At 61.9% G+C, this 12,342-nt stretch carries 11 protein-coding genes and 1 pseudogene; 6 read left to right on the plus strand and 6 right to left on the minus strand.

The genetic code is table 11. From position 1 onward, the window contains the following. Nucleotides 1-531: 531 nt before the first annotated feature. Nucleotides 532-1,947: a glycoside hydrolase family 32 protein gene (locus C484_RS03455; protein WP_006824579.1), complete on the plus strand. Its 1,416-nt coding sequence runs from the start codon at nucleotides 532-534 to the stop codon at nucleotides 1,945-1,947. Between the two features lie 186 nt (nucleotides 1,948-2,133). Further along, nucleotides 2,134-2,289 carry a hypothetical protein gene (locus C484_RS23340; protein ID WP_160164217.1) on the plus strand — a complete coding sequence of 52 codons (156 nt, stop codon included), beginning with the start codon at nucleotides 2,134-2,136 and terminating at the stop codon, nucleotides 2,287-2,289. A gap of 101 nt (nucleotides 2,290-2,390) precedes the next feature. On the opposite strand, the gene C484_RS03460 is transcribed toward C484_RS23340, so the two are convergent. Beyond that, nucleotides 2,391-4,082 carry a thiamine pyrophosphate-binding protein gene (locus C484_RS03460; protein WP_006824580.1) on the minus strand — a complete coding sequence of 564 codons (1,692 nt, stop codon included), beginning with the start codon at nucleotides 4,080-4,082 and terminating at the stop codon, nucleotides 2,391-2,393. A gap of 164 nt (nucleotides 4,083-4,246) precedes the next feature. Here C484_RS03460 and C484_RS03465 point away from each other — a divergent pair, with 164 nt between their 5' ends. Further along, the gene (locus C484_RS03465; RefSeq protein ID WP_006824581.1) at nucleotides 4,247-5,107 is read left to right on the plus strand and encodes a UbiA family prenyltransferase; all 861 of its coding nucleotides are present in this window, start codon (nucleotides 4,247-4,249) and stop codon (nucleotides 5,105-5,107) included. A 21-nt stretch (nucleotides 5,108-5,128) separates the two neighbouring features. Here the strand turns inward: C484_RS03465 and C484_RS03470 are convergent, their stop codons facing one another. Next, a complete protein-coding gene (locus tag C484_RS03470) occupies nucleotides 5,129-6,310 on the minus strand; it encodes a redox-regulated ATPase YchF (RefSeq protein WP_006824582.1) in 1,182 nt (393 codons plus the stop codon). A 202-nt stretch (nucleotides 6,311-6,512) separates the two neighbouring features. Between C484_RS03470 and C484_RS03475 the strand changes: the two genes are divergently transcribed. Both C484_RS03475 and C484_RS03480 read left to right on the plus strand, forming a co-directional pair. Continuing rightward, on the plus strand, nucleotides 6,513-6,923 hold the full coding sequence (locus C484_RS03475) for a DUF2267 domain-containing protein (RefSeq protein WP_006824583.1): 411 nt from the start codon (nucleotides 6,513-6,515) through the stop codon (nucleotides 6,921-6,923). A 177-nt stretch (nucleotides 6,924-7,100) separates the two neighbouring features. Then, entirely contained in the window at nucleotides 7,101-7,595 is a 495-nt protein-coding gene (locus tag C484_RS03480) for a hypothetical protein (RefSeq protein ID WP_006824584.1), read from the plus strand. 423 nt (nucleotides 7,596-8,018) lie between these two features. On the opposite strand, the gene C484_RS03485 is transcribed toward C484_RS03480, so the two are convergent. Both C484_RS03485 and C484_RS22810 read right to left on the minus strand, forming a co-directional pair. Continuing rightward, on the minus strand, nucleotides 8,019-10,304 hold the full coding sequence (locus C484_RS03485) for a catalase (RefSeq protein ID WP_006824585.1): 2,286 nt from the start codon (nucleotides 10,302-10,304) through the stop codon (nucleotides 8,019-8,021). Nucleotides 10,305-10,432: 128 nt separating this feature from the next. Further along, nucleotides 10,433-10,780, minus strand: coding sequence for a hypothetical protein (locus tag C484_RS22810; protein ID WP_152422652.1), 348 nt, complete (start codon nucleotides 10,778-10,780; stop codon nucleotides 10,433-10,435). A gap of 511 nt (nucleotides 10,781-11,291) precedes the next feature. Between C484_RS22810 and C484_RS03495 the strand changes: the two genes are divergently transcribed. Then, complete coding sequence (locus C484_RS03495) at nucleotides 11,292-11,648, plus strand: VOC family protein (RefSeq protein WP_006824586.1); 357 nt, start codon at nucleotides 11,292-11,294, stop codon at nucleotides 11,646-11,648. A gap of 209 nt (nucleotides 11,649-11,857) precedes the next feature. On the opposite strand, the gene C484_RS24870 is transcribed toward C484_RS03495, so the two are convergent. Together C484_RS24870 and C484_RS24875 are read right to left on the minus strand one after the other, a co-directional pair. Next, the gene (locus C484_RS24870) at nucleotides 11,858-12,073 is read right to left on the minus strand and encodes a zinc ribbon domain-containing protein (protein WP_394295295.1); all 216 of its coding nucleotides are present in this window, start codon (nucleotides 12,071-12,073) and stop codon (nucleotides 11,858-11,860) included. Continuing rightward, a pseudogene (locus tag C484_RS24875) lies at nucleotides 11,973-12,341 on the minus strand (helix-turn-helix domain-containing protein); the annotation flags it as partial. The gene C484_RS24870 and the pseudogene C484_RS24875, both read right to left, overlap by 101 nt. Between the last annotated feature and the right edge of the window lies 1 nt (nucleotide 12,342).

A 12,342-nucleotide genomic window follows, 5' to 3' on the forward strand; every position in this document is an offset into this window, starting at 1 on the left:
ACCTAAAACATAATAACTACTTCGCTATTAGGTTGGCCTAAAGCGATCGTATCAATCGATATCGCCACAGCGAAGGCGGGGATTTCGTCGCAACGATTCCCGGCGACCACTGGCCGAACGCACCCTGCCGCGGCGTCTACGACACGCAGTTGCTGGCGAGACAGAATTGCCGGCGAAACGGAGTCGCTACCGCACAACGAGGCTGCGGTCGGCGAGTTCGTCTTTGGCCGCCACCTCCACTCGTGCGAACCGACGGTTACGCCGACAGCGTTGTCACGGAGAAGAGCACGGCGGGCGACGTATTCGGATCGTGTGAATTGAGTCGCAGTTCTAGTAGAAATAAACATGAACGATCTCTTTTAGTTATTACGTATACACAGCGCCGCTATGGTTCGAAAGATCGATCCGCGGAGAGAGGGAGACACATCCGGCGAGCCGCCGAATCGGAATCGGCGAACGGTACTGCAGTCGGTAGGAACGGGGTTCGTTGCAGCAACAATATTTCCTACCGCGAAGGCCGATGTATCGACGATGGATGCGAACCCCGAATCGGACCCATGGCGGCCCGAGTACCATTTCGCACCGTCAACCGGCTGGATGAACGACCCGAACGGCTTGATCTACCACGACGGGGTGTATCACCTATTTTATCAGGCGGGCGAACGCCGCCGACGGTGGGATCACGCGACGAGTTCGGATCTCGTCACCTGGACCGAACGCGGGACGAAAATTCCGGACACCGACTCGATCCAGGCGTTCTCCGGCGGAGCCGTCGTCGACTCGCGGAATACTGCCGGGTTCGGGACCGACGCGATCGTCGCCCTGTACACCGGGCACCACGACGACGGAACCGAGGATCAACGGCTCGCCTACAGCACCGACGACGGCGAAACGTTCCAAAAGTACGAGAACAATCCGGTGATCGAGAGCAACACCGGCGAGTTCAGAGATCCAAACCCGTTCTGGTACGAGCCGGATGAGAGCTGGCGACTGGTCGTCAGCCGCGTCGAAGCGACAGACGATCGGCCGGCAGGAATCGAGATCTACCGCTCGCCGAACCTACTCGACTGGACCTACGAAAGCACATACGTGGACGAAGCCGGTGCCGGCTGGGAGTGTCCGAGCCTCTTCGAACGGCCAGTGGAGGGGGCCGACGAGGCGAGGTGGGTCCTTCCCGTCTCACCCATCGAACACCGGTCCGTCGAGTACCACATCGGTCGCTTCGACGGAACGGCGTTCGTTGACGAGGAAGTACACAGCGCGGACCACGGGTACGATTTCTACGCGACCCAACAGTGGGGGAACGAACCGGCCGATCGCGACCTGCTGCTCACGTGGATGAACAATTGGGAATATGCGATGGAAGGGCCAGATCCCGGCTGGCGGGGAGTGATGACGGTTCCACGGACGCTCACCCTGGAAGCGGACGACAACGGCCTCGCGGTGATCCAACGGCCCGCGGAAGAACTCGTCTGCGCCCGTCGGGACCCCGTCGCCGAACTACACTCGGAACCGATTACACCGGGGCGGGACCCGTTGGACGGAACTGAACTCGCGGGCCGGACGCTCGAGATCGAGACGACCATCACTCCCCAGAGTGCGTCCACAATCGGACTCGCGGTTCGAACCGGGCCGGAGCAAGAGAGCGTAATCAGCTACGATCCAACCGACGGGACGCTCCGATTCGATCGGTCGAACGCGGGCGAGTTCTTCGGATCGAACGGCACGGAAAGGGAGACGACGGCGGTCGAACTCCCACCCACCGACGCGCTCGATCTCCGCGTGCTTATCGATCGGTGCTCGGTGGAAATCTTCGCTGCCAACGGTCGTCACACGATGACGAATCTCGTCTACCCGGACCGGGAAAGCACCGGTGTCTCCCTCTTTGCCGAAGACGGTGTCGCTCGGGTCGAAGAACTCGTCGCCTACACGCTCTCGGCGGAGTAGCGGGCTCGCGAATGGCTGCGTTGAGCGCACGGAACCACCCTCGTCTCGATCTTGGACCCGATCATCGCTCGCGCTCCGTTCGAACGTCGATGCGCGGCCGATCGACTGAACTCGTCGCCCTCGAACGAATGTTGCCCGTGATACACTTATGGACCCTCGCGTGGTCGGGATCACGCGGTGAGACCCATGAGCACCAGCAACCTACCCGATCCGGAGAACGTACAGGTTGACGAGCTACAGACCCTGATCGAGAATTTACCGGAGGAGAAACGACAGCAATTGCTCTCCCAACTCGACCTCGGAAACGTCGGCGATGTCGGCGGCGGCGATCTCGGACTGTAGACGGCCCAATCTCCGAGGTGAGTCAGGAAAATCGATCCGACACTATCTCCCAATCGCCCTGTTTATTCGGCCGACGGCCGTCTGGCCCTTCCCTTCTCCCATCAGTCGTGCACTAACACGTCAAGAACATCCGTCCCTTCCCGTTCGACCGCCGCCGCGACGGCGTCTTCGATCTCCGCCGGCCGCTCGACGAGTTCAGCACGCGCCCCGTGGCTCTCGGCGTTTTGGACGATGTCGACCGGCGGTTCGAAGTCCATGCCGACGAACTCGTGGTCCGCCTCGTCGCCACCGAGCAAGTCGAGCGTGTTGTCCTTGAGGATACGGTAGTTGCGGTTGTCGGGGATGACGACGGTGAGGTCGAGGTCGTACCTGGCGGCGCTGTAGATCGAGTGGGGGTAGTACAGGTACGAGCCGTCGCCGATGAAGCCGATCACGTTCCTGGGGTCCTCGCGTTGGCTTTCGGCGACGGCAGCGCCGACGCTCGCGGGCAGGCCGTAGCCGAGGCCGCCGCCCTTGTTCGAGACGTACTGCTCGGGCGTAAAGTCCCAGCGCGCGAGCATGGCGTACTTCGAGGTGACGCCCTCGTCGACGATGGAGGCGTCCCCGGCCGCGCGCTCCATCGCGTCGACGAGTTCGGCTTTCGACGCGCGGGGATCGTCTTCGGCGTCGCCCGTTCCCATTTCGGCCATCTTGGCGTCGACCATCTCCGTGACTGCACTGACAGCCTCCAGTCGCTCGTCGACGGCGGCCTCTGAGAGTTTCGGTCGGACGCGTTCGATGAGGTCCTGCATGACGAGTCCCGGATCGCCGATGACGGCAGCGTCGGCGTGCTGGTTCTTGCCGAGTTCCCAGGCGTCGTCGCCGACGTGGATACAGGTCGTCTCGGGATCGACCAGCGCCTCCTCGTGGCGCGTCAGCGTCGTGTTCGTCGAACAGCCGACGAACGCGATGGTGTCGGTATCCAGCAGCATCGAGGCGAGGTCCTCGTCCGGCGGAACGTAGGACACCCACTGGTCGTGATCGGTCGGGAAGTCCACCTCGCTGGCGAGGATTTCGCCGTGGACGCGCGCTCCGGTCGACTCCGCGAGTTCGACCGCCGCGGCGACGGCATCAGCGCCCGAGCGCGCGACGTGGTCCCCGACGACGAGCACCGGGTTCTCGGCCTCGGCCAGCAGGTCGGCGGCGCGTTCGAGCTGGGCCGGATCGCCGCTGCCCGCGTTCGGAATCGGGCCGAGGCGTTCGGGCTCGGCGTCGAGTTCGGCGAGCATCACGTCGAGCGGGAGGCCGAGGAAGACGGGTCCCGTCGGCGGCGTCATCGCGACGCGGGCGGCCCGCCGGAGCATCGTCGGCAGCGCCGTCACGTCGAGCACCTCGTCGGACCACTTGCAGAACTGATCGGCCATCTCGGCTACGTCGCCGGACAGGATCGGTTCCTCGTGGCGGAAGTCCGTACTGTGATTGCCCGCGGTGACGACCAGCGGAGCACCGGTAACCGACGCAGCGTACAGGTTGCCGAGGCCGTGGGCCAGCCCGGGCGCGATGTGGAGGTTCGCCACGCCCAGCGGCGTGATCGAGTCGTCGTGGTGGGCGTGATAGCGCCGCGTCTGGGCGTAGCCCGACGCCATCCCGACCGCGATGTCCTCGTGCAGTCCCAGCACGTACTCGAGGTCGCTGCGACCGATCGCGTCCATCACCGGCAGTTCCGTCGTCCCCGGGTTGCCGAAGACGAACTCGACGCCGTAGGATTCGAGGGCATCGACGAAGAAATCGGCTCCAGTGTACGCATCCGTCATACTCGCTCGTGGCACGGGACAGCACATCAAACTGTGTGTTCCGGGCGCTGTGGTTACTCGTAGCCCGTCGGTTGCCACTCGGACATCCGATCAAGGGCAGCTTCCGATCCCAGCCGATGTGACGCCGGCCGTGGTATTATAGGCTCGTTCGTGGTCCGTCGCGTATGGCCCTCGCGAGACGCGGCTCCGGTCTCGAGGCGACCATCCGGGCGTTCCTGTCGCAGGTCCACCCCGTGTTCATGTTGCCCCCGCTCGCCGCGTCGCTGTTCGGTGCTCTCCTCGCCGGCACCGTCGATCCCACACGCGCAGTCGTCCACGTCGTCGCGATGTTCGCCGCGGTCTACACCGCCCACGTCAAGGACGGTTACGTCGACTTTCATATCCGCGGCGAGGACGACGACCACCCGCTGACCGAGCGCGGCTGCCGACTCGCGCTCGCCCTCTCGACGGCCCTGTTCGCCGGCTGTTGCCTCCTCCTGTACACACTCGTCGGCTGGCTCCCCCTCGCGCTGACGCTCCCGACGTGGGTCATCGCCTACCACCACGCCCCGCAACTCGATATGAACCCCGTGACGGCGACGACCGGCTACCCCCTCGGCATCGCCCTCTCGCTTCTCGGCGGTTTCGCGACACAGACCGCCGCGATCGCGGCCGTCCCGCTCGGCTTCGCGCTCGTCTTCCTCGTCCTCCTCTCCGGCATCAAGGTCATCGACGACGCCCAAGACTACGACTACGACCGGTCGATTCAGAAACGCACCGTCGCCGTCCTCGTCGGCCCCGCCCGCGCGTACACTCTTGCCTACGGCCTCATGGCGACGGCCCTACTCGTCGTCGTCGCCCTCGCACTCGTCCAGGTCTTTCCGCCGACGGCAGTGCTCGCCGCACTCGCCTTCGCCGCAGTCGCACTCGTCGCTCGGCGGGCCACGCCTGAACTCGCGACGATGTTACTCATTCGGGGCTCGTACGTCTTTCTCGCCGTGCTGGTCGCTGCAGTCTGGTTCGAACCGCTCACCGGCGTTTTGTGATTGCTTCCCGTCTTGCTGTGCCTACGATGCTGTCGAGACAATTTTGACCACGTCTCCTTCCTCGAGTTCATAATCCTCGCCGACATCGCGGCCGGATTTGGCGTCGACGGCGTGGAGGTAGCCGTCGCCGATGTCGGAGTGGACGGCGTAGGCGAGGTCGACGGGGGTCGAGCCGTCGGGGAGGAGGAAGGCGTCGGGGAGGATGTTACCGCTGCCGTCGGACCATTTCGAGGCGTCTTCGACCGGGTAGGCGGTAAGGTGATCGAGCAGGTCGTAGACGGCGAAGTTCAGGGCGGTCTGCACCCCAGTGCCGTCCCAGTCGACCATCGTTTCTGCGAGCCCCTCGAGGGCTTCCCGTTGGGCGTCGCTTACGTCATCGCCGATCGCGATGGTCTCGTCGCCGGGATCGTACTCGACGAGGCCGTTGTCCGCAGCTCGTCGGAGCGCGAGTTCACCTTCTGCCGTGGTTGGAATCACGGGTTTGTCGAGTTCGAGCAGGTGCTCGACGTTTTCCTCGGGGGCGATGTCGATTTTGTTTGCGGCGACGACGATCGGTTTCGTGCGCTCGCGAACCAGTCGCGCAAGTTCCTCGCGGTGGTCGTCCTCCCACTGGATGGGGTCCTCGGGGTAGTCCAGTTCCCGCAGGACGGTCGCGATCTGTTTCGGCGACGCGCCAAAGCCTGAAAGCATGTCCGCCAGCGCGTCGTCGATGTCGAAGTCGGGCGAGCGGGATTTGCGCTCGATGGATTCCCAGTTGCGGTCGACGATACTGGCCAGCCAGAGGTCCATCTCCTCCTCGATGAAGTCGATGTCCTCCAGGGGATCGTGCTCGCCGATATCGACGGGTTCGCCCTTCTCGTTGGTCCCGCCGGAGGCGTCGACGACGTTGATGATCACGTCCGCGTTCGTGAGTTCGTCGAGGAACTGGTTGCCGAGCCCTTTGCCTTCGTGGGCACCGGGCACTAGTCCGGCCACGTCGAGCAGTTCGATCGGGACGTAGCGCTTGCCGTCTTCGCAGTTGTCGGCGTTACAGCGCTCGTCGCGCTCGAGACAGGGGCAGTCGGTGCGGACGTAGCTCACGCCTCGATTGGCGTCGATAGTTGTGAACGGGTAGTTGGCGACATCCACATCGGCCATCGTCGCCGCCGTGTAGAACGTGGACTTGCCGGCGTTTGGCTTCCCGGCAAGCGCGATCGAAAGCATAGTCTGGCGTAGCCCCGTCCGCTCAAATTGTCTTTCGGTTCCTGTACGGATGAGAGCCGGTACATTCGCTGTGAGACGGTACAGCGTCGAGAGTCGGCGGGACGCTACCGATCGACGACCGGTCGGGACGAGTTCAGTGCTGGGAGACCTGCCTTCAGGTGAAGGGGGTAGCCTCACCAAACGCGTCGGAGAAGGAGTGATCATGCAGTACAATGACTTCATCGGTGCGGTCCAGAACCGAGCACAACTCGATTCACGAGAGGCGGCACTGGGCATCTCCCGGGCGACGCTGACGACGCTCTCCGAGCGCGTTCAGCCGGGAGAAGCCGAGAACCTCGCCGCCCAGTTACCCGAAGAACTCGGACGCTTCCTCGAGGAAGTCGACGAGGTCGAACGCTTCGACTTCGACGAGTTCGTTTCGCGTGTCGACGACCAGTCGGATGTCGGCGACGACGATCCGGCAGCGGCCGCGTTTCACGCACAAGTCGTTATCGACGTCGTCGCGGAGGCGGTAACGGCGGGTGCGCTCGACGACATCCGAGACCAGTTACCGAGTGACGAGGGGTACAACGATCTCTTCGAACTCGTGGATCAAGAGGAAGGTCCGGCGTAGGGGACCAGTAGTGACCGGCTGGTCTTTCTTCAGTTTCGATTCGCCGACTCGTTCACAGCGGTCGAGGCCTTAATACGGCAACCTGTACAGCCGGAACGTCTTGGGCGGGTATCGCAAGGAGTGTAGTGGTGGGATGACTGGACGGTTGACCGATCGGCGAGTGGCCGCGTCTCGGGGATGGAGGTGGCACTCGACCGGCCGATGAGTGGGATTGAGATCGGACCGGATTTCGTGTCCGCTGGGGTCGCACTCGTGGTGACGGTTGGGCTGGGGCTCGTCGCACACGAGTGGACGCACGCACTCGTCCTGTGGAGTGGCCGGATCGAGTTCACGATCTCGTATCTCCCGGGACGAGCGAGTGGAATCGCGGGTGTTCTCGCGAGTTGTCCGTGGGCAGTTGTCCGCCCGCGACCGAACGGAACGGAGCCGCCCTGGGTCTTGCGGGTTGCAGCACTCGCCCCGCTGTCGCTTGCGCTCCCGATCTTCGTGTTCGGTTTCGGCGTTGCACCTGCCCCTGTTGCGCTTGTCGACTCTCCCGTCGGGACGGCAATCGCAATTGGCTGGCTTGCGTGTGCGATACCGAGTCCACAGGATTTCTCGGTCGCGTTCTACGCACACCGGGTTCTCGAGACGAAGGCGGCCACGGCGGAGTCAGTGTCCCGTGTGAAGTGACGGTCGCCGGGTTCGCTGTGGCTCCGTCTCGCTATCTCTTTGTGAGGACAATCGAGGGGCTAAAAAGTATGTCTGGTGTGTAGGACGGCGGGCACACAGCCACGAATGCCCGCCGCCATCGATTGAGCAGAGTGTTCCACCGGCACTCGCAGTATTCGGTAGCCAATGCGTCGCGGGGTCGGCTTCAACGCCGACAATTGGAGTAACGGTCTGTACACTAATTAATCTAATTGTTGCGTCTAATATCCTGCTTTGCCGGATATAAGCAAACAATCGTACGGGATATAACCCTATTGTGGATCGGATACTGGATATTGGCATAACAGAATCCGATTCAGTGACGATTCGTAGACAACGATCGGCGTTCGGTACGAATTCCACGTCGAATACGGCGCGAAAGACCGCTCCCCGAAGCGGGCGTTCCTACGCCGGTACCGTTTCCAGATCTCGGTCCCAGTGGCGATGCGCTGCAACTGCATCGACAACCGCCGTGATGAACTCGTCGAGGTCGTCGTTACGACACGTCACGACACCAGCGTCAGAGACGAGTTCACCGTCGGCCGCGAGTTCGATATTCGGCAGGTCGACCGACTCGAAGAGATCCGTTCCGTCGCCCAGAGCGGCGATCGGTTTGTGGTGTTTGAACGCTTCCTCGATGAACTGTTTCGGTTCGCCCTGTTGGGCCAGCGCGTCGACGCTGTCGCTGCCGCCGGGAACGACGATCGCATCGAAGACGACGGAGGTCGCCGTCACGTGATTCTGATCGGCATCGACGGAGTCTCCATCCGTTCCCGCCTTCTCTCCGACGACCTTCGAGATGATCTTGGTCCGTGCCCCCGCATCGTCCAGTGCCGACTGAAGCCGTTTGACGTGCTCGTCCTCGAAGCCATCATCAAGGAGGATCGCAACCGTTCGTGTCTCGATCGAATCCGCCGTCCGGTTTTCCATGCTCAGTGACGGGTCCTCCTCGTCGTGCTCCGAGAGTTCGTCTCCCGGTGATTCGGGCGGTTCGACGCCGATGCCCTTCGCGACTCGGTTTGCGAACTCGTGATCGACGTTATTGAAGAGGTCGTAGACGACGCGCTCGCGGATCTCCATGCGGTCGACCTTGTTGAGTTCGAAGTGAGCGGCCTTGACGATGTGTCGTTTCTCGGGCTCGGTCATGCTGTTCCAGAACAGTCGCGCCTGGTCGAAGTGTTCCTGAAAGCTCTCGCTGCGATTTCGGATCTTCTTCCCGTCGATCCGTTCGGCGTGGTGTTCGTAGCCGCCCTCCTCCTCCGTGGCCTCCTGCGGATCGTCGTCGTCGATCGAGTTCGGCTTGTAGGTGGCCTCGCCCTCGTTGATCTCCTGGCGCATGAAGCCGGCGCGCTGGTTGTTGTGTCGTTCCGCGATGGGACGGTTGATCGGGATCTCGTCCCAGTTGGCGCTGTTGAATCGATTGAGCTGCGTGTCCTGGTAGGAGAACAATCGACCCTGGAGAAGCGGATCGTTCGTGAAGTCGATCCCCGGAACGACGTTGCCCGGGTGGAACGCCACTTGCTCGACTTCGGCGAAGAAGTTGTCCGGCCGTTCGTTCAGCACCATCTTCCCGATCGGCCTGACTGGAACCTCCGTCTCGGGGATGATCTTCGTCGGGTCGAGCAGGTCGAAGTCGAACTGATCCGCATCGTCCTCCTCGACAATCTGGACGCCGAGTTCCCACTCGGGCTCGTATCCCTCGTCGATGATGTCGTAGAGCCCTTCGCGGTTGAAGTCGGGGTTCTTGCCGGCGATCTTCTGGGTTTCGTCCCAGACGAGCTGGTTCGTCCCGAGCTTTGGCGTCCAGTGGAACTTGACGAACCGCGACTCGCCCTCGTCGTTGACGAATCGGAACGTGTGGACGCCAAAGCCCTGCATCATCCAGTAGGCACGGGGCAACGCCCGCCCGGAGAGCAGCCACATGAGCATGTGCGTGATCTCCGGTTTGAGCGAGGCGAAGTCCCAGAACGTGTCGTGAGCGGAGGCAGCCTGTGGAACCGCGTCGTCGGGTTCGGGCTTGATGGCGTGCACTAGGTCCGGAAACTCCATCGCATCCTGAATGAAGAATACCGGGATGTTGTTCCCGACCAAGTCCCAGTTCCCGTCCTCGGTGTAGAATTTGGTGGCAAAGCCCCGCACGTCGCGGACCGTATCCGCGGAACCGCGCGAACCGACGACCGTCGAGAACCGGGTGAACACCGGCGTCTTCTGGCCGGGGTCCTGCAGGAAGGACGCCTTCGTAATCTCCGAAATGTCGTCGTACTCGCCCAGATCGGGATCGTCGTAGGGCTGGAAGTAGCCGTGCGCGCCCGTCCCGCGGGCGTGGACGACTCTCTCCGGGATCGACTCGTGGTCGAACTGGGTCATCTTCTCCCGGAAGTGGAAGTCGTCCATGATCGTCGGCCCGCGCTCGCTCGCCTTCAGCGAGTTGTCGGTATCGGTCACCCGTACGCCGTGGTCCGTCGTCAGGTACTCACCATCCGCATCCTCCCGGACCTCGTCGAGTTGGTCCTGCTTGCTCTCCTCGTCAAGGTCGTCTCCCCGACCGTCGCTCGTCCCGGTCGAATCGTCCGAACCCGATCCGTCCGTCCGAATCGGCTCTGGATCACTCCGCTGGTCGTCCGGTCGCGTCGCTGTCTCGAACGCGTCCGGATCAGTTGCGTTCTCGTGCGATGAGTCGTCGTCAGCCATGGCCAGTACCGCTTCAACGAACGGGCCCCTAATGCTCGTCCAGTCATTTGCTTGCAGCGAGCACGGTGAGCTCGAGACGGCTATTCGAAAACGAGTGCCGGTCGGAGGCGGCCCCAGTCACTCTCACCTCAGAGAGACCGTTGATAGCCACACTCTGGACAGCGGAGTTCACCGTCGATGAGGAGCACTCGACTGCGCTCACAGTAGGCGCACGGCCCCCCGATCGAGATATCCGCAACCTGTGCCACTGCAACGAGCGTTCGTTGTACCTGTACGAGTTGCTGCTCGATCTCCGCCAGCCGCTCGGCGGTTGCTCTTTCAGGATGTTCCTCACCTTGACGCCGCCCTGAACTCGACTCACCGCTTCCGTCGGTTTCCGGCTCGGTTGGCGATTCAGACTCAGGCTCGGACGTAGACTCAGACCCGGACTCAGATTCCCTCACTGACTCCGAATCGAACGAACGGTGGACTGTCATCACATCTTCTAGGCGTCCACCAGCTAAAACCCGTCTATCTCTCACCCGCACAGTCACTCCCGAAATCGTATCGTTCACCCCACGGCCACGATAGTATGGCAAGGCAACACTTGCCAACAGATAATGTATTATACCCATCCGTTTCGAAGGCTGATCCGGTCTCGTAGCCGATCCACTCCCCCTACTGCGAGGCTAGCATTCCAACACGTCTGCAACACGTGCATTTCGTCTGTCAGGGATGACCACCCTGACATCTTCGCACGACTGTTCTATCTAGCTGAGTCGCACTCGTAACTGTCTCCATGACGACTCACTACTCGGAGTGAAATCACCTTTCACCTGCAGAGAGCACTCTATATCGTCTCAGAGCACCNCTGAGTCGCACTCGTAACTGTCTCCATGACGACTCACTACTCGGAGTGAAATCACCTTTCACCTGCAGAGAGCACTCTATATCGTCTCAGAGCACCACCTCTCTAGCGAGGCAACCCCTCTCTACGGAAGCCACAATATGACCCACGCACTCAGCTGGTTCGAAATCCCCAGTACCGACTTCGACAGAGCTGTCGAGTTCTATTCGACCGTTCTCGATCGTGATATCGACCTGTATTCCCCCGAAGAGGATGACGCGGAAGCCCCCAGTGGTCGAGCCGGAATGTTCGACAGCGACGAAGGGGAAGTCGGCGGTATGATCATCGAAACCGACGAGTTCACGACCGACAACGGCGCGACGATTACGTACACGCCGACAGATACTGGGCTTGTCGTCTATCTGCACGTTAACGGCGACCTAGACGGCGCAATCGACCGCGTTGAATCCGGCGGTGGAGACGTTGTGAACTACCCCACCCTACTCGCTCACGGCTGACACCGTTCGCTCCTTGAGGGTAGCGTGAGACCGAAGGTCTCACGGACCATGCGAACGGGCGCTTCGCGCCCGTGAGCAGATGGGGCTTCCTGTTTCCACGACGTTGTCAGACTGTGTCTGACAGCCCGCCAGACAGAGTCTGGCGAACGCGCTTTGCAGGAACCGAAGTGGTTCCCGTAGGGAGCGCAGTCTCCACAGGCGTTCGAAAATCACAGTGCGATTTTNGTGAACCCGCATGAGGGGCACGAGTGCTCGCGAACCCACAGTGGTTTGTCCGTCTCGACGCCACAGGCCGCACACTCTTTGGTCGTTCCGGCCGGATCGACGGCCACTCGTGTTGTTGAGTTCGAAGCCGGTTTGACTGTACGTGATCGAGCGATATTCCTTCGGAGCCTTCCACTTGAGTTCGCCGACGCGGTAGCCATTGTCCTTCCGGCCCTTCAGTGTTGAGAGGGTGTCGTACAGCTGCTGTACGACTTTCTGCAGCACTTTCGAGTGGACTTGTTTGAGGTCGGTCTACCAGTTCTTGAGGTCGGGAAGGACTGACTGCTCGGAGTATGCCGAGGTTCCGTTCTCTCGGTTGAGTCGGTGCAGAAAGTGGTTGGAGACCTGTCTGCAGGTATCGACAGTCCACGCTAACTGTTCGTGGAGTTCGTCGGTCGGGTTGAGCCGATACCTGTAGTTGTAGCGCATG

This window comes from Natrialba taiwanensis DSM 12281, assembly GCF_000337595.1.
GTDB lineage: Archaea > Halobacteriota > Halobacteria > Halobacteriales > Natrialbaceae > Natrialba > Natrialba taiwanensis.

Bases quoted from the DNA above. Each gene is read 5' to 3' on its own strand.
- C484_RS03455 (WP_006824579.1), top strand. From the start codon at position 532: ATGGATGCGAACCCCGAATCGGACCCATGGCGGCCCGAGTACCATTTC.
- C484_RS23340 (WP_160164217.1), top strand. From the start codon at position 2,134: ATGAGCACCAGCAACCTACCCGATCCGGAGAACGTACAGGTTGACGAG.
- C484_RS03460 (WP_006824580.1), bottom strand. From the start codon at position 4,082: ATGACGGATGCGTACACTGGAGCCGATTTCTTCGTCGATGCCCTCGAA.
- C484_RS03465 (WP_006824581.1), top strand. From the start codon at position 4,247: ATGGCCCTCGCGAGACGCGGCTCCGGTCTCGAGGCGACCATCCGGGCG.
- C484_RS03470 (WP_006824582.1), bottom strand. From the start codon at position 6,310: ATGCTTTCGATCGCGCTTGCCGGGAAGCCAAACGCCGGCAAGTCCACG.
- C484_RS03475 (WP_006824583.1), top strand. From the start codon at position 6,513: ATGCAGTACAATGACTTCATCGGTGCGGTCCAGAACCGAGCACAACTC.
- C484_RS03480 (WP_006824584.1), top strand. From the start codon at position 7,101: ATGGAGGTGGCACTCGACCGGCCGATGAGTGGGATTGAGATCGGACCG.
- C484_RS03485 (WP_006824585.1), bottom strand. From the start codon at position 10,304: ATGGCTGACGACGACTCATCGCACGAGAACGCAACTGATCCGGACGCG.
- C484_RS22810 (WP_152422652.1), bottom strand. From the start codon at position 10,780: ATGACAGTCCACCGTTCGTTCGATTCGGAGTCAGTGAGGGAATCTGAG.
- C484_RS03495 (WP_006824586.1), top strand. From the start codon at position 11,292: ATGACCCACGCACTCAGCTGGTTCGAAATCCCCAGTACCGACTTCGAC.